16 protein-coding genes are annotated in these 16,639 nt (G+C 49.7%); all 16 read right to left on the reverse strand.

All coding sequences use genetic code 11. The annotated features are described in order from the left end of the window. Positions 1–26: 26 nt before the first annotated feature. Positions 27–440, reverse strand: coding sequence for a cytidine deaminase (locus tag CHH60_RS12735; protein WP_095359493.1), 414 nt, complete (start codon positions 438–440; stop codon positions 27–29). A gap of 58 nt (positions 441–498) precedes the next feature. Further along, positions 499–867, reverse strand: a complete 369-nt coding sequence (locus CHH60_RS12740; protein WP_095289893.1) for a diacylglycerol kinase family protein — start codon at positions 865–867, stop codon at positions 499–501. Continuing rightward, positions 867–1,364 carry an rRNA maturation RNase YbeY gene (ybeY, locus tag CHH60_RS12745; protein WP_095359494.1) on the reverse strand — a complete coding sequence of 166 codons (498 nt, stop codon included), beginning with the start codon at positions 1,362–1,364 and terminating at the stop codon, positions 867–869. The genes CHH60_RS12740 and ybeY overlap by 1 nt, the downstream gene beginning before the upstream one ends. Positions 1,365–1,398: 34 nt before the next feature. Further along, on the reverse strand, positions 1,399–3,648 hold the full coding sequence (locus tag CHH60_RS12750; protein ID WP_095289889.1) for an HD family phosphohydrolase: 2,250 nt from the start codon (positions 3,646–3,648) through the stop codon (positions 1,399–1,401). A gap of 15 nt (positions 3,649–3,663) precedes the next feature. After that, positions 3,664–4,635, reverse strand: a complete 972-nt coding sequence (locus tag CHH60_RS12755; protein ID WP_095289887.1) for a PhoH family protein — start codon at positions 4,633–4,635, stop codon at positions 3,664–3,666. 6 nt (positions 4,636–4,641) lie between these two features. Beyond that, a complete protein-coding gene (yqfD, locus tag CHH60_RS12760) occupies positions 4,642–5,835 on the reverse strand; it encodes a sporulation protein YqfD (protein ID WP_095359495.1) in 1,194 nt (397 codons plus the stop codon). Continuing rightward, complete coding sequence (gene yqfC / locus CHH60_RS12765) at positions 5,832–6,125, reverse strand: sporulation protein YqfC (RefSeq protein ID WP_095359496.1); 294 nt, start codon at positions 6,123–6,125, stop codon at positions 5,832–5,834. The genes yqfD and yqfC overlap by 4 nt, the downstream gene beginning before the upstream one ends. A gap of 177 nt (positions 6,126–6,302) precedes the next feature. Further along, on the reverse strand, positions 6,303–6,902 hold the full coding sequence (locus tag CHH60_RS12770; protein ID WP_095359497.1) for a hypothetical protein: 600 nt from the start codon (positions 6,900–6,902) through the stop codon (positions 6,303–6,305). A 13-nt stretch (positions 6,903–6,915) separates the two neighbouring features. Further along, positions 6,916–7,926: a flotillin-like protein FloA gene (floA, locus tag CHH60_RS12775; RefSeq protein WP_095359498.1), complete on the reverse strand. Its 1,011-nt coding sequence runs from the start codon at positions 7,924–7,926 to the stop codon at positions 6,916–6,918. Between the two features lie 162 nt (positions 7,927–8,088). After that, positions 8,089–9,405 (reverse strand): NfeD family protein, encoded by a 1,317-nt coding sequence (locus CHH60_RS12780; RefSeq protein WP_095359825.1) that lies wholly within the window; start codon positions 9,403–9,405, stop codon positions 8,089–8,091. A 358-nt stretch (positions 9,406–9,763) separates the two neighbouring features. Then, positions 9,764–10,207 carry a GatB/YqeY domain-containing protein gene (locus CHH60_RS12785; RefSeq protein ID WP_095289878.1) on the reverse strand — a complete coding sequence of 148 codons (444 nt, stop codon included), beginning with the start codon at positions 10,205–10,207 and terminating at the stop codon, positions 9,764–9,766. Between the two features lie 15 nt (positions 10,208–10,222). Next, a complete protein-coding gene (rpsU, locus tag CHH60_RS12790; protein ID WP_005547957.1) occupies positions 10,223–10,396 on the reverse strand; it encodes a 30S ribosomal protein S21 in 174 nt (57 codons plus the stop codon). Between the two features lie 174 nt (positions 10,397–10,570). Further along, entirely contained in the window at positions 10,571–10,933 is a 363-nt protein-coding gene (locus CHH60_RS12795; RefSeq protein ID WP_095359499.1) for a histidine triad nucleotide-binding protein, read from the reverse strand. Positions 10,934–11,210: 277 nt separating this feature from the next. Then, positions 11,211–11,549 carry a hypothetical protein gene (locus tag CHH60_RS12800; RefSeq protein ID WP_176476070.1) on the reverse strand — a complete coding sequence of 113 codons (339 nt, stop codon included), beginning with the start codon at positions 11,547–11,549 and terminating at the stop codon, positions 11,211–11,213. A 380-nt stretch (positions 11,550–11,929) separates the two neighbouring features. After that, complete coding sequence (locus CHH60_RS12810) at positions 11,930–15,349, reverse strand: AAA family ATPase (RefSeq protein WP_095359502.1); 3,420 nt, start codon at positions 15,347–15,349, stop codon at positions 11,930–11,932. Then, positions 15,346–16,530 carry an exonuclease SbcCD subunit D gene (locus CHH60_RS12815; protein ID WP_095359503.1) on the reverse strand — a complete coding sequence of 395 codons (1,185 nt, stop codon included), beginning with the start codon at positions 16,528–16,530 and terminating at the stop codon, positions 15,346–15,348. Before CHH60_RS12815 ends, CHH60_RS12810 begins: the two co-directional genes overlap by 4 nt. Between the last annotated feature and the right edge of the window lie 109 nt (positions 16,531–16,639).

Genomic DNA, 16,639 nt, shown 5'->3' on the forward strand with positions numbered 1-16,639 from the left:
CCTCAGGCGCCTAGGCCTGGAATAGTTTATTTTTTGGCAAAATCCAAATCAGACGGACCAAAAGCCCAAGGCAGCAGCTCGGCAACCGTCGTTTCCTGCAGGTCACCATTCAAGTTGCCCATGATGACTTTCATATCCGGCTCACACAGCTCAACCATAACCTGGCGACACACGCCACATGGCGCGATTGGACCTTCCGTATCTCCTACAACGGCAATGGCCTTGAAACTACGAGGCTGCTGCCCCCCTGCGATCGCACTGAAGAGTGCTGTTCGCTCCGCGCAGTTGCTTGGTGTATAGGCAGCATTCTCAATATTGCACCCATGATGCACATTGCCTTCGCTATCCAGCAGAGCTGCTCCTACGCCAAAATGGGAATAAGGTGTGTACGCTTTGGCACGTGCCTTAATGGCTTCTTGCATGAGCTGTTGATTATCCATAATCCAAATCTCTCCCTCAGGTTATCACTAAAATAAACTTCTTGTTATAGCAGGCTTATCAGAAACCAAGCCAATGTAAAACCGGTTTGAAGAACACCATACATCCGATGACTACGGCGAACACCGCAGCCAGCAAAACTGCGCCAGCCGCGGTGTCTTTCGCCGCTTTTGCAAGCGGATGAATATGCGGATGTGCCAGATCTACCGCTGCCTCTACGGCCGTGTTCATTAATTCGGTTACCAGCACCAGAAAGATGGCTGTTAGCACAAACATCCAGTCTGTCCTAGAAATCCCGAAGATAAATCCTGCCGAACACATGATGACGGCTACTCCCGAATGAACCCTTACATTTCGCTGTGTCCGAAAACCGTATACGATTCCTTCTGCCGCATTGCGGAACACCAGACTCCAGGAGCGCCTTTTCATTATCGTGTCAACCCGGCCTGGGCGAGTACAGCTTCCTGTTTGCCCATCATTTCGGCTTCGCTTGCTTCGTCCTGATGATCATATCCGAGCAGGTGCAAGAATCCGTGCACAAACAGAAAACCAAGCTCACGTTCAAATGAATGCCCATATTCTTCACTTTGCAGGATTGTACGAGGAACGGAGATAATGATGTCACCGAGAACATCTGGCATTTCTTCCATCTCTTCATCCTCATCCAGTTCGTAGATGATGTCCAGTTCCTCATCCATGGTTTCATTCATGGCAAATGACAGCACATCTGTCGGACGATCGATTCCGCGGTAATCCCGGTTCAGCTCATGAATCTGGGCATCATCCACAAATGTGAGAGCAACTTCTCCATCAGCCACGCCTTCAGCTTCTCCTGCCAGGTTCAGCAATTGCTCCAGCATTGTAATCATCTGTTCTGTAATTTCTTTATCCTGTTGATCATTATTCCATGCCAGGTTAAGACTCATTCTTTCATAACTCCTGTCTGCTCATATTCGTAAGTCAACCTGCTTCAGGTGAGGTTGGCTTCGGTTTTTTGATCTCTTCCGGGTATTCAATCCGGGAGTGGAAGATTCCCATTACCGTCTCTTTCAAGGTCTTTGCTACGATATCCAATTCACGCATGGTGAGATCACAATCGTTAAACTGATGATCATCGAGACGCCCCTTGATAATCTTCTCAATCATGGATTCCACTTGTTCCACTGTCGGTTTGCGCAAGGAACGAACTGCTGCTTCAACACTGTCCGCTATCCCCACGATAGCCGATTCCTTGGACTGGGCTTTTGGACCTGGATAACGGAAATCTTCTTCTGTAAAGTCAGGCTCCACTCCCGCTTCCTCGGCTTGACGCAGCGCTTTGTGATAGAAGTAATGGAGGAAGGTTGTCCCGTGATGCTGCTCCGCGATATCCCGAATCGGTTTCGGGAGCTTATAATCCTTCTGCATTTCCACACCATCCCGTGCGTGCGCAACGATAATTGATTTACTCAATTTGGGATCAATGGAATCATGCGGGTTCTCCATATTGTTCTGATTTTCAATGAAATATATCGGTCTCTTGGTCTTGCCGATATCATGGTAATACGAACCTACTCGGCAGAGCAGACCATTCGCTCCTATAGCCTCGGCCGCGGCCTCCGACAGGTTTCCTACCATGACACTGTGATGATATGTGCCCGGTGTTTCCGTCAGCAGTTTACGCAATAACGGGTGGTTCGGGTTGGACAGCTCCACCAGCTTCAGTGCTGATAGTATACCAAACGATGTTTCGAAAAACGGCATAAGCCCAATGACGAGAATCGCTGTTAGTACACCACCCGCAAAAGCAAATCCAACGCCGTAAAGCGTTGTTGTACGGTTCCAATCCCCTGTATCAATCAACGACAGTGTAAAGACGGCAATTGAACCAAACAGGCAGACCATGATGGCCCCCTTTAAGATGGTGGATCGCTGGCTTGCCCGGTATGTCGCGAAGATCGCAACAAAAGACACCAGCACCGCAAAGAAGCCAAGCTCAAAATCAAAAATCTGACCTTGATGCGTATTCAGGATGATGCTTGACAACATGCCAATGATGATCGAGCAAACGAAAGCAAGCGATGTATCCAGCAATAAGGCAATCAACATCGCCCCCACTGCAACTGGTGCAAGGAAGCCGACATATGACCTATCTGCTGTCTGAATGAATGCCGTTACATGCATAAGCACAATCGTAATAATGAAAATGAGTACAAGCATCAGCAGCTGTGCATTATTATATTTGAAATGCGTTCCGCTGAATTGCTGAATATACATCAGAATTGCTGCCGACAGCAGACAAGACAGCATGAGAAGACCCAGCTGCGGCCAGTAATTTACTTCGTTTTTCAACAAATCATTTTCATCAAGAAGCGCGTACATTTCGGGGGTTATCATTTCGCCCTTGGCAACCAGTGTATCACCTTGTTTGATATAGACTGTCTGTGTATTTTCACGAGCCTGTACCTTGGCTTCCTTTGTCCCCTCTTCATCGTAGAAACGGTTGGACGTTACTACAAGGCGGGCGAGCTCCTGAACAACCTCACGCTGCGTACGCTTGCTAAGGGAACTTACACTTACCATTTCGGCAACTTTTGCCCTTGCTGTCGTAGCATCACTGATCTGATCAGTCATCAATCTGGACACAATATCCCGACCAACGGACTTCATCTCCTGGATATCATCCGAGGTCAAGCGGGATATCTTGATATAGGTTTCTTCCGGAATTCGGTAGCTTTGCTCCTGAACTACGTTTCTGATCTCTTCCAAAAGAGTTTCGGAATATGTACCCGCTTTCCGATTGTTATTGATAAAGTTGGACACAAAATCCTTCTGCCTCTGCGGAATCTCATCACGATAAATATCAATCTTGTCCTGACTGGAAATCTGGTCATCCTGATTCAGACGGTCAATACGATCCAGCAGGGTGGTCATCAAATTTTCGTTTCGCAGCTGCACAATTTGATAGATCGGCTGTACACGCTCAGCAGCTTCTTCCTGAGCTTTCAGCGTTGCCTTTGTGTTTGGAATCTGCATGGGCGCAGCAATATCCACTTCGCTTCGTGTGCCTTCCTGAATGTCATACCGCTCGGGAAGCAGCTTGGAGGCCAGACTGAAGTAGAAGAGAATCACCAGAAACAAAAACAGAAGATAGCGTGCCCACACGCTATACTTCCATCCTGTGGTTCTATTCTGAAAAGATTTGCCTTTTGACAGTTCCTTCGAGGTCACTTTAGACAATCCCTTCTATTCTTGATTTTCTGCGGCGTGGTTGTATGCAACGATAATTTTTTGGACGAGGGAATGCCGTACAACATCTTGCTCGGCAAAATAGACAAATCCAATTTCTTCAACTTCACTGAGTATCGTTTTTGCTTCCACCAGTCCAGACTTTTTGCCGCGAGGTAAATCAATTTGCGTTACGTCTCCGGTAATGACCATTTTGGAGCCAAAACCAAGACGGGTCAAAAACATCTTCATCTGTTCCGGCGTCGTATTCTGAGCTTCGTCCAAAATGATGAACGAGTCATCGAGTGTACGCCCCCTCATATATGCCAGTGGTGCAATTTCGATCAAACCGCGCTCCAGTGCCTTGGCCGTTTGCTCTTGACCCATTACGTCATACAAGGCGTCATACAAAGGCCGCAGATAAGGGTCAACCTTTTCCTGCAGGTCTCCAGGCAGGAAGCCCAGGCTCTCGCCCGCTTCAACAGCAGGCCGTGTAAGCACGATGCGCTTGACGCTGCCTTCCTTGAGAGCTGCAACAGCCAGTACAACGGCCAGATAGGTTTTACCCGTACCGGCTGGACCGATGCCGAATACAACATCACGTTTCTTAATTGTCGTTACATAGTGCTTCTGTCCAATGGTTTTAACACGAATCGGTTTACCCCGGTAGGTGGTCGTAATCTCACCCTTAAAGAGATCAAGCAGCTGGTCTGCACGCAGATCCTTGGCCAGTTCAATGGCATAGCTGACGTCTCGTTCGGTTAGCACATACCCGTTACGCACCAATTGCAGTAACACATCGAATAATTGTTCAAGCGACTCCACATTCTTTGTATTGCCGTGAATCACAATTTCCGCTTCGCGTGAAGCGATCTGGGCGGGAATCTCGGATTCAATCAGTTTCAGAAAAATATCTTGGGGTCCAAAAAGAGATTGACCCTCTCCCGCACTCTGGAGGGAGATTCGTATGCTGCGTGTTTGTTCTGACAAATAGCCTCATTCTCCTTGACTATGGACTAACGGAAGTTCTTCCGCAATGCTTTCTTCCACTTCAAATAATACTTTCATATAAACTTTACCATTCTCTTTCTTCTCATGCAAAATTTTTTCACTTAAAATTTTTGTTCCTTTGCCGTTTTTGGCGATAATATCGTTTCTGGCTCCCTCCAGCCCTTTCGTTCTGGCCCACTCCACCGTCTTTTGTTCCTCTTGCTGCGTGGTCTCCATATCGGTCTCCGTCAACCATCCCATCGGAAGCGTGAAGGATCGCCATGTCAGCGGCTTATGATCACTCGCCGTATTGAAGGAACTGAAAGGCGTCTTCCCATATCCCCAGAGCTGAACAGCCCAATCCCCAAGCACAACATAAAAACGTTCCTTACTCTCTCCTGTCATGGTGTTATGCTTCTGCACGAGAGGCACTTCCACCTCATATTCACGCCATACAAGTCCACGAACCTCGCCTTTGGCCACAACATTCTCTGTATTCTCTTCATCGCCCAAAATACCCGATATTAATACCTGACCTTTCTTAACACGTGTATCCTTCTGTACAACAGGACGTCCCTGTTCTGCGTATATCTGAGTAACGACTGCATCCGATTTGCTCACCAAGTGCCTTGGATTCAGCAGCGGTTCACGCTGAGGCTGTGCAGACTCTACAACCTGAATGGTAATGGTTGTCCCCTCTTTGCTCACACCAATCCAGGTTACGTCGGGAAGTGCCAAAGCCAGCTGTCTGGAAAGCTTGTCCTGACTCTGGAGTCTGAACCCCCACTGGAAAGGATATATCCCTTCTTTTTTGGCTGCAGCAAGTACCACATCAGTGGGGATTTTTACATTCCCCTTCACCTCAACATTCCAGACCATCGATGATAATGCAAACATGGCAATCACGAAAAGCACCATGCCTCCAAGGAAGAACTTTCTTTTCATTAATCTGGCCATAAAAAAAGGAATCCCGCTGCGGTGCGTCACCTTCACCCTGCAGCCTGTCCGCTTCAACAAAGGACGCAGCCTAAAAAAATGCGGCAGCAGAATATTCATCTCTGCCTTGCGTCCATCATGGGCACGCAGGTTCCACACTTCCAGTCCCTGCTCTGCCACCATGTTGATCAGCGCTTCGATGTCTCCCCCAGTGACCGTTATTCGGACTGCACCTCGCAGTTTGTACAGACTGGGCTGTTTCATCCGTTTCCCTCCGCTCCATTCATATGTATATCCAGAATTGTCCCTTCCACCGCCACTTCATCCGGCAAAATATTACGAATCACCAGATCAACACCTTTAATCTCGAGCTGACCCTGGGTCAAAGCCAGAACAATGCGATTCGGCGTAAAATGGATCACACCGCGATGATTTTCGATATACAATTGCTTGCTGCCGATCAGGGTTAACCGTGGCATATCATAAAGCACGTCCTGCGGCAAATCCAGCACCTCACTGGTCCATCTGCGCAGCTTGCGGCTGATCCGGGTCATACGAAGGTCTTCCCCCTTCCTCTACAGTTCAACTTATGCGGAGAAACATGATTTTATGAAAACTACAGCTTCTGTTAGATCATTAATTCTTTAAAAAGGAGCACAACAAAAAGAGCCCCCTCTGGCATATTGCTCACCTGAGACGGCTCTTTGCTGTTTTATGATTGATATTACATTTTACAACTTACCTCTTGTTCCAAAAGGCTGTTTGGACCGTGGCGCCCCCAACACTTCTGCCCATAAAACACCGGTACGGATGTCTTCCGGACGAAGCCGGGACGATCTAGTTCCACCCGATGTACCCTCATCCCAACTGGAGTCAGATACAGTCGGTGTATCCGCAGAAGAGATACGATTCAAGCGCTCTTCAATCAGGCGTTGCTGTTGCTCCATCACTTTCATCTGTTGTTCAAGCGAATTTTCCATAGCGCTCATAGAGCCCTCACTTCTGTAGTCACTTGCGGGTCGAGAAGATGCAGCAGGCTCCGAATAAGGCTGATCATAACGATCATCATATTGCTCGTCGTCATACCGATCGTCATACTGTTCATCATAACGGGGATCTGCCGGTCCGGAAGATTGCTGCGGAGATGAATTGTCTCTCGAGCGATCATCCCGTTCTGAATTACCGCTGCCTCCGAATGTAGGCATCCCGTTGCCAGGACGCTTTTTGTTCGGATCAGCCGATTTGGCGGCTTTTCCCAAGAAAGAGAAGAGCGCAAAACCGATGACGGCCACTATATACAGATTATCAAAAATCCATTCAAATAGGCCCATACGCATTCACCGCCTATCTTCCGTTTTTGGAATCACCCTGATCGTTGGAATTCGAACCTTCACCAGGTTTTCCCAAAGTATTGCGCATTTGAGTATCCGCTTCAATATTTTTAAGGTTCATGTAGTCCATGACACCGATCTTGCCACTGCGAAGTGCTTCAGACATTGCCAAAGGTACTTGGGATTCGGATTCAACCACACGCGCTCTCATTTCCACTACACGTGCCTTCATCTCTTGCTCTTGGGCTACGGCCATAGCGCGACGTTCTTCCGCTTTCGCCTGAGCGATGCGTTTGTCAGCCTCAGCCTGCTCGGTTTGCAGGAACGCACCAATGTTCTTACCTACATCCACGTCCGCAATATCAATGGACAGGATTTCAAAAGCCGTACCTGCATCCAGACCTTTGGACAATACCGTACGGGAGATCAGATCCGGATTTTCCAGAACGTCTTTGTGGGAATTCGAGGAACCGTTTGTACTTACGATACCTTCACCGACACGGGCAATGATCGTCTCTTCACCGGCACCACCGACGAGACGGTCAATATTGGCCCGAACCGTAACCCGTGCTCTAACTTTAACTTCAATACCATCTTTGGCTACCGCAGATACAATTGGTGTCTCGATGACACGCGGGTTAACACTCATTTGTACAGCCTGCAATACATCACGACCAGCGAGGTCAATCGCAGCAGCACGTTCGAATTCCAGCGGAATGTTTGCACGCTGAGCAGCAATCAGAGCATTTACTACACGGTCAACATTACCACCCGCCAGGAAGTGGCTCTCCAGTTGGTTCATTGACAGTTGAAGACCTGCTTTGGTTGCTTTAATCATTGGATTTACGATTCGGCTAGGTGTTACACGTCTCAATCGCATCGCTACCAGTGTAATAATTCCGACACGTACACCGGATGCAATGGCCGAGATCCAGAGCATTACTGGGAAAAAGCTGAAGAATACGCTCAATACGATAATGGCAACTACCGCAACGAGCAAAACCGTAATCAACGTTGGTTCCATAGTCAAAATTCCTCCATTTGCACTTTAATTTTGTAAAAATTCATCATAACAGATCTCAACTATAATGCTGCTAATTTTAGAAAAACACCATTCGGCAAGCAGCACGGCCATATGGTTATGTACACTGCCGAAGCCCACCAGAACTCCGGCATGACAAGCGTTTTACACCGGCAAAGCTTGCTGGACCACAATCCTAGTGCCTTCGGCTTTAACCACAATAATCGGTGTATCAACTGGGATAAAGTCTCCGTCCGAAACCACATCGACCCGTTCCCCATTAAACATTGCTGTTCCAGATGGACGAAGCGGAGTCAGGCTAATCCCTTGGAGACCAATCAGTTCTTTACGTTCTGTCGCAGATGAATAACCTCGATCGGCAGACAATTTGTCACTCAGTATAAATCGATTCCATATGCCTCTGTCCTTAAAGAGAATCACCACGATAGCTATGACTACCAGCGCTGCCCCGAAGGCAATTCCCAACGAAACAAATGCATCACTTGTATCGTAAGCTGCACGCACAACGCCGGCAACAAGTGCAATGGATCCCAATATGCCCAGGATACCAAAGCTTGGAATAAACATCTCCAGAATCATCATGATGAGTCCAACCGTAAACAGCACCCATGTCTCTGCTCCTGCAAATCCAGCAATGTAGTTCCCTGAGAAATAGAGGACAAAACAAACAATCCCCACAATACCAGGCACTCCGAATCCAGGCACAATCAGTTCAATGATTACACCTGCAATTCCCAGGAACAAAAGTATAGTCATCACCACAGGATTCGTCAGAAAAGAAGATATATTCTCTGCTGCAGTTCTCTCCACAGTAAATACATCGTCCTGACCATAACCCAGCCATGCTGCTGCCTCTTCCGGAGTTGAGCTGATGTGGTCCGCATATCCCACTTTCAGCGCCTCCTCGGCTGATAAGGCAATAATTTCACCCTTTTGTTTCGTTTTGTTGATCTCCGGCATCTCTACAACCATGTTGACATCTGTCATTCCGGCAGCAATACTGCCATCACGGCCGCCTTGTTCCGCCGCTCCCTGCATTTTGCTCTTCCAGAATGCAACCAGCTTCGGATCATCGACATGCTTTCCCGTGCTGTCCACCATCGCTGCGGCACCAATCATGCTTCCTGGCGACATTACGATCTTATCTGCATTCAAGGCCAGAAAACTTCCAGCCGAAGCAGCATCTCCGCGGACAAAAGCAACGGTCTGAACAGGGCTTTCCTTAATCAGGGTACCCAGCTCTTCCGCCGTATCCACCCGTCCTCCCGGTGTATTAATATCGAGAACAATCAGGCCAGCATTCATTGATTCAGCTTCCTTGAAGCCACGCTCCATAAACTTGCCTAACCCCTGCTCGATTGGTTTATCAACCGGAATAATATATACGGCGCCGCTCTTTTCAGCTGCTTGTGCAGACGGCGATCCAACCCAGACAGGAAGCAGCAACGTCAGCAGCATCATGAGCAACAATGGCCCCGCAAGCCTCTTCCGGCGCTTTCCCTTCACAATAATCCCCCCTTTTCCATTATTGTTATACTGTCCAGCTTATGGTATTTATTACGTACAATGCAACATTTCGTTTCAAAATCTTAAAATTATATTTGAAAGCCGGAGCAATTGCAAGATTTTAAATCTAATTTTATGAAAAATAACCATTTTAAAGTAAAATTCTTGTCTGTTTTGAAAATTGTACGGTTTGATTCTACCTTTACGTCGAATTCTCCCATGCTAAATCCAATGAAGTCTGAAGTGTAAATTCAGTAACATGCAAACAGGAAAAAACACCCCCTGACAAGTCAGGAGGTGTTCATTGATTGCTTTATTGCAGAAATTGTTGAACTGCTTGATTAACCAGTTTGCCGTCCGCTTTGCCTTTAACTTTCGGCATAAGGGCCGCCATGACTTTCCCCATCTCGGCTTTCGAAGAAGCACCGGTTTCCTGGATGGTCTGCTGTACAATAACTTTAATTTCTTCTTCGGTAAGCTGTGCGGGAAGGTACTGACCAATTATATCAATTTCCGCTTTTGCATTTGCCGCGAGTTCTTCACGGCCCGCTTTGTCAAATTCTTGGAGGGCATCTTTGCGCTGTTTGATTTCACGACTCAGGATATCAAGCACTTCGTTGTCATCCAAAGTTCTTTTCAAATCTATTTCAAGATTCTTGATCGTCGAACGAATCAACCGAATGGTGGAGAGCTTGAACTTGTCCTTGCTCTTCATCGCTTGCTTCATATCTTCGTTCAATCGTTCGCTAAGATTCATGTTGTTCAAATCCTCCTAAAACTTTCTCTTACGAGCAGCCTCGGACTTTTTCTTGCGCTTTACGCTTGGCTTCTCATAATGCTTACGTTTCTTCACCTCAGCCAAGACGCCATCTTTAGCGATGGAACGTTTAAAGCGACGAAGTGCAGCATCAATAGTCTCGTTTTTGCGAACTTTAGTTTCAGACACCAGTTTTCCCTCCCTCCGACCAGACCGTCCAAGAGCAATAACACGGTTCATCACCTTTCATTATAGGCGAAAGGTAATAAAGGTGTCAACCTTAACGTAATGATCACTTTATTTATGCGAACCACAGTGCGTCTTTTTTCTCCATCAAACAGGAGATGTAGAGCACAGGATCCATTATGATTTGTGCGAATCCGATAGGCTTGTCAGCGCACCGAGTCTGGTACCTCCAAGCAGATGATAGTGCAGGTGATGGACAGTTTGTTCCCCATCTGCACCGCAGTTATTAATTAAACGATAACCGGACTCATCAACCCCAAGGCGTTTCGCTGCTTCCTGTGCTGCCAGATGAACCTCACCAATCAGTGCTATATCATCTGCCTTCACATCATTCATGGAAGCAATATGTTTTTTCGGAATAACGAGGACATGTGTCGGTGCAGCTGGCTGGATGTCGTGAAAGACAACCACATGTTCATTCTCCAAAACTTTATTGGAGGGAATGCTGCCCTCTACAATTTTGCAAAACAAGCAATCCATTGTTCATACCCTCCTTTGATTTGAAGATTTATGTATGCCTCTCTATCATACCGTAAGTGAAAAGTGACGTCCAATCTCACATGAAAAATATTTAAACTCAATAAGCTAGCCCTACGCTAGCATGCCATTAAGCATCACGTACAATTCTCATTCTCTATTCGTTGATGAATATCACAAAAAAAGACCTTTCTACATCCAGGTAGGCAGCAGCATGTTGCCAGGATGAGAATGGTCCTTATGATTGGTTTAAAATCCTAATCCGACATTCAGTCCTTCATTAATAGTATGGCAGCAGTGTTAATGCAGTCAGCCCGATCAAGGGAAGCACCAGTCTGTTAAAACGTCTGCGACCGTAACCGTAGTATGGATAGGGATATGGATACGGGTAACCGTATCCCGGATAAAACCCACGAGCATGAGATACAGGATAACCTGCTCCCGGCATCGCGTTTGGTCCCCAATTTGCATGTTGCGCGGCTTCTGGGCCGACTGGCACTGCCAAATAAATCATGTCGTCATCCACATTTTCCATAATACCGTCATAATGACTTCCATCCTTCATCTGTACACATACATAACGATGAATGTGTTCCTTACAGATCTTCTTCGCTTCCATCTTCTCCACTTCAGTGCGCCTCCCTTATCGTGCTTCATCACCCTTTCATGGTATTCAGATCTGGGCGAATTGACACTAAAGAAACAGGGCGAAAAAAGAAGCACCCCATGAGCGGATTTCGAATGAAATCAGCTGCCGCGGACGTCTGAGCGGGAAGCTTCCTGATCAAACGTCCGCCGGGGTACTTTACATAAGGTATGTCGGCTTGACTGTAGTATAACAGCTGGTTGAACCTGTATCTGTGAGGTAACTCACTCCAGTTCACAAGATTCCGCTTAAATATCCTCTTGTTTTCAGTGAAGCAAGTCAATATTGATTCTCCTGCTGTTAAAGTCAGATAGCTCTATTATCTTTCAGAACAGGCTAAGAAAATCTGTATATCAGAGACTCTCCAATACTACCCGTGAACCGCCTCCTGCTTCGCTCGCAGGAATAACAACCAGCTTGCGCGGCAGACGGGCCCGCAGTTCCGGTACGTGGCTGATGACCCCGACGGCCAAACGATCATCATGCAATTTCTCAAGCGATGTAATGACAGTATCCAGCAGGTCCGGGTCCAATGTTCCAAATCCTTCATCCAGGAAGAAGAATTGGAGCGGGTACTGGCCGCGCAGCTGAATCTGTGCGGACAAGGCGAGTGCCAGGGACAACGAGGTCAAGAAAGTTTCTCCACCAGATAAAGTGGATACTGGGCGCTTAACTCCGCCGTTGGCATCATCGCATATGACAAATCCACCGCCCGAATCCACCTCGAGTGAATAGCGCTGCTTCGTAAGAAAACGCAAACGCTGTGACGCAGCTTGGCTAACCTGCATGAGCTGCTCCTCTGCAATATACTCTACAAATGCATTGCCTCTGAAGGCTGCCTGCAGTTTGCTGAGCTGCTCCCCGTGATGACTCACTTCTACCCGCTTGTTCTCCAATTCGGTCCAGCGAACGTGACGCTGCTGAACATCTTCCAGATCCCGTTCTGCACGAGCCTTCGCACTTAGCGCAGCTTCATCCTCGGCACGTCGTAACTTCAGATGTTCTGTGCAGGCTAACCACTGCTCTTCGGACACTTCTGCACCACCCAGCTTTTGCTCCAGTTCACGCAGCTGGGAAACCAGCTCACGTTCCCTTTCACGATGATGCTGAATCTCTGCTGTCAGTCGCTCAGCCTCGTCTGCAGGAATCGCTGCCTCCAGAACGGCTTGTTCAGAGTCAAATGGAGATTGATCAAGCAATTGCTGCCAGCGTGCCTGCGCCTGCTCCAAATGCTCCGATGCTGAAGTCAGGGCCTGTCTGGCCATGACGTCTTTCTTGGCAGACTCCTGTTTCAGGTTGTCCGCTTCCTTAAAGCGCCGGGCCGAGTCGGCTGCTGCTTTTCGCAGCCCATCCAGCTGTGACTGCGTGACAGCGATGAGCTCTTCTACACGTTGTTCGCCCACCCACTGGCGCAGTCGTTCTTCCTTCTCAGCCAGCTGTTTACGGTTTCCCTGCCACTCGGTTTGCCACTGGATCAGCTGTTTGTCCAGTTCAACCAGCTTTTGTTGGAGGGACTGTACGGACTGTTCCTTTTCTTCCAAAAACGTGACACTCTTGTTCAGCCGATCCTTGATGTCTTCGGCACGTGCATCGCGTTCCTGCATCGCCTGATGAAGGGCGACAGCCTCCTCTGGGACAATGCCGGGCAGTTCTGCGGCCCAGCGGCCTTGCAATGCAGCTGCCGCTGCCTCGCTCTCGGCCAGCTTGCGCTCCGCCTGGACGAGAGCGGCACGGCCGGCCTCCTGCGCGGCTGCCGCCTCCATGCGGCGCTGCTGCGCACCCACAGCCGCCTGCTGCAACGCGGCGGCTTGCGCCTGCACTTGCGTCGCGGCGTCAGCCAGCGAACGCGCGGTCTCGCGCAGCGCAGCGGCACGCGCCGCCCAGTCCGCAGGTGAGTGCCCGTGTGCGGGCGAACCTGCGGACTCTTGCTCCGCAGCCGCAGGCGCGGCCTCGGCTGCGGCCGGTGCTTCGCCGGCCGCAGCGCCAAGCTGCGTCAGCAGGCTGCGACGTTCGTGCAGCTGCTGGCGCAGCCCGAAGCGCAGCTCCTGCAGCTCTGCCTGCAGGCTGCGCAGCAGTTCCAGGTCCGCATCGCCTGCGTGCGGACCTTCCCCCGGCGGCGCAGCCGGGAGCGGGTGGTGTGCGGAGCCGCACACCGGGCACGGCTCGCCATCGCGCAGCTCGGCGCGCAAGGCGGAGGAGAGCCGGTGCAGCTCCTGCTCGCGCATCGAGCCGCGCAGCTGCTCCTCCGCCCCGGCCAGCAGGCTTAGTTCACGGCCGATGTCATGCTCACAGGCAAGCAAGGCCTCCAAACCCGCCGACGCCTGTTCAATCAACAGCTTCCGCTGTTCTTCTAGGCGTTCCTCTTCGCCTATTGCCGCCTGAAGTTTGCTTTCTGCCAGACTCGCAGACTGCTTGTACGTCTCCATCTCGGCCTGATTCTGACGCAGCTGCTCTGCTGCCATATCCAGCCGATGCCGAAGCTCCAGCGCAGCTTGCAGTTGTCTTCGCTCCTCTGACTTGACTTCATTTGGCTTCAGACTTTCCTGCAATTCTTCCCGCCGTTTTCGTCCGCGTTGCTGTAGTTCTTTTTCCTTCTCCAGCTGCTGGCCATGAACTTCCTGCTCAGCCTGTCCTTTCTCCAGAAGCAGCTTCAAACGTGCGCTGTCCTCCTGAAGACTGTCTCGTTCCCGCTGCAGCTCTTTGGCCTGTTCCAACTGCTCCAGCCGAAGCAGCAGCTTGGGTTCGCCCTCAGCCAGCTGTACACGTGCCGTTTCGGCTTTTTCTGCTTCAAGCACAGATAATCGTTCGTGTTCCACGGCTTGTTCATGTGCAGCAGAAGCTGCAGTTTGTCGCAGCATCTGCTGGGAAACTGCATCCCGCATCGTCTGAAGCGCGGGTAATATGGCATCTGCCGAGCTCGACTGTTTCAAGCGCTGCTCCCCGGTTTCGATTTGCGGTTCGAGAGCTTTGAGCTTATGTTGTTCATCCAGACGCTTCTGGCGTTCATGACTTAATTCACGTATCTTACCCAGCTGTTCCGCTTCCTTCGCAGCTTCATCCAGTGTCTGACGAGAGATCTCCGCATGCTTCACGGCCTCCTGCAGAAGGCGTTTGGTTTCTTCCAGCGTTTCTTGGCTTGCATTACCAAGACCCTGCTGCTCTGCCAAGAGCGCTTGATGAACCATATCGTTATCTTTCACGCGCCGACTGAGCTTAATGGCAAGCTGATCCCCGTACTTTTCCAAATGAAACAGCCGCTGCAGCATCTGACGTCGTTCACTGCCTTTCAGCGATAGAAACTCAGCGAATTTCCCTTGAGGAAGCACTACGGCTCGCGTAAAATCATCCATTTTGAGCCCGATCACTTCTTCCACGCAGCGGTTCACATCGGCTAGCTTGTCAGCAAGCACCTGTTCCTCCCCGTTTACGGTCTCAATAAATTTGCTGATCGTATTGCTTACTGATATTTCGTTATTCCGCTTAAAACGCCGTTCTACCCGAAATCTTCGCGCTCCTTCAGCTGAAGACAGTTCGAAGGTAAAAGCGACTGAGAGGGCATCCTCAGCATGATTCATAATCCCCTGAGTTCCGTTAACCGCCCGCTCCACCTTTCCGTACATGGCAAGGGTAATGGCATCCAGCAGGGAAGACTTTCCGCTGCCCGTTGGGCCGAAAATTCCGAATAATCCGGTTTCGGTCAGTACCGTAAAATCAATCTCCTGAGCTTCACGATAACTTTGCAACCCGGCCACTTTTAATAAAATCGGCTTCATCTTCCTTCGACCTCCTCACGCACGCCTGGCTCGTCCTCGTCCACCAATTCAAGGAACAACTGTACCAGACTGTCCTCAGGCTGTGCCCCGCCCGTCTGACGCTGATAGAACTTGCGGAACAATTCATGCACAGGCAGCTCGGAACGCTGCTCCAGCAATCCGGCAGCGGCCATCTCCGGATACACCGGACGGATATGAATAATGCCATCATGTGACTTGCGCAGCTGCTGGATCTCTTTGAGTGACATGGCATCGTCCAGCCACACTTCCATATCAATGAATGCTTGGGCGTCTCTTCCCTCTTCCAACCAGCGATACACCTCGGCCAGACCTCCGCGTGCCTTCCAGCGCACGAGTGGGCGTCCACAGGATAACAGCACTTCTTCTACCTTCGGAGTTCCGCCTGGCGCCAAATCGACCATCGTTACGGATTTGCTCTGTCCTGCCTCTGAGAAGCTGTAGGCCAGCGGCGATCCGCTATACCGGATCACGCCGTCACCCTTCACAGCCTGAGCGCGATGAAGGTGTCCGAGTGCTGTATATTGGGCACCGATCGATAGTGAAGATGGATCTACGGTATAAGCCCCGCCCACCTGAATTGGGCGCTCCGAATCGCTTTCAACCCCGCCCAGCACATAAATGTGACTCATCGCCAAATTCACCGTATCCGGACCAAATGAGCTAGCCAAACGCTGCATGAGCATGCCCACCCGGCGGCTATAAGCTTGACGAAGCACGTTTTCATCACCATCCGTGGCGAGAACTTCATTAAGCCTTGCCTCAGAAGGATAGGGCAGAGCTGCAATTTTGGCAGTCTCGCCTGTTCTAGTCGCATGAATGGTCACCGCTTCCGCCGTCGGCATACCTACAAGTGTAATCCCCTGTCTGTTAACAAGTGGTGTCACAGAGGCTACCCGTTCCGGCTGATCGTGATTGCCTGCAATGACCACCAGTGGTCTTCCCCGCTCGGTAAGCCTGGCTGCTGCCTCGTAAAACAGCTGCTCTGCCGAAGCAGGCGGATTGACCGAATCATACACGTCACCAGCCATCAACACTGCATCAGCCTGCTGCTCATCTGCCAGTCTAACAAGTTCATCGACGAAATCTTCCTGCTCACGCAGCCTGCTTCTTCCTTCCAATGTTTTTCCCAAATGCCAGTCCCCGGTATGCAAAATACGCATATTCCGTTCATCCCCTCTCCCTACAAAAACGTAATCATAAGAGTGCCCTGTGCCCAATCTTGGCAGCTCATATCCTGATGGCACTAGCCAATGCGGAAACAAAGGGGAC

Origin of the sequence: Paenibacillus sp. 7523-1, assembly GCF_002276415.1 — a bacterium.
GTDB lineage: Bacteria > Bacillota > Bacilli > Paenibacillales > Paenibacillaceae > Paenibacillus > Paenibacillus illinoisensis_A.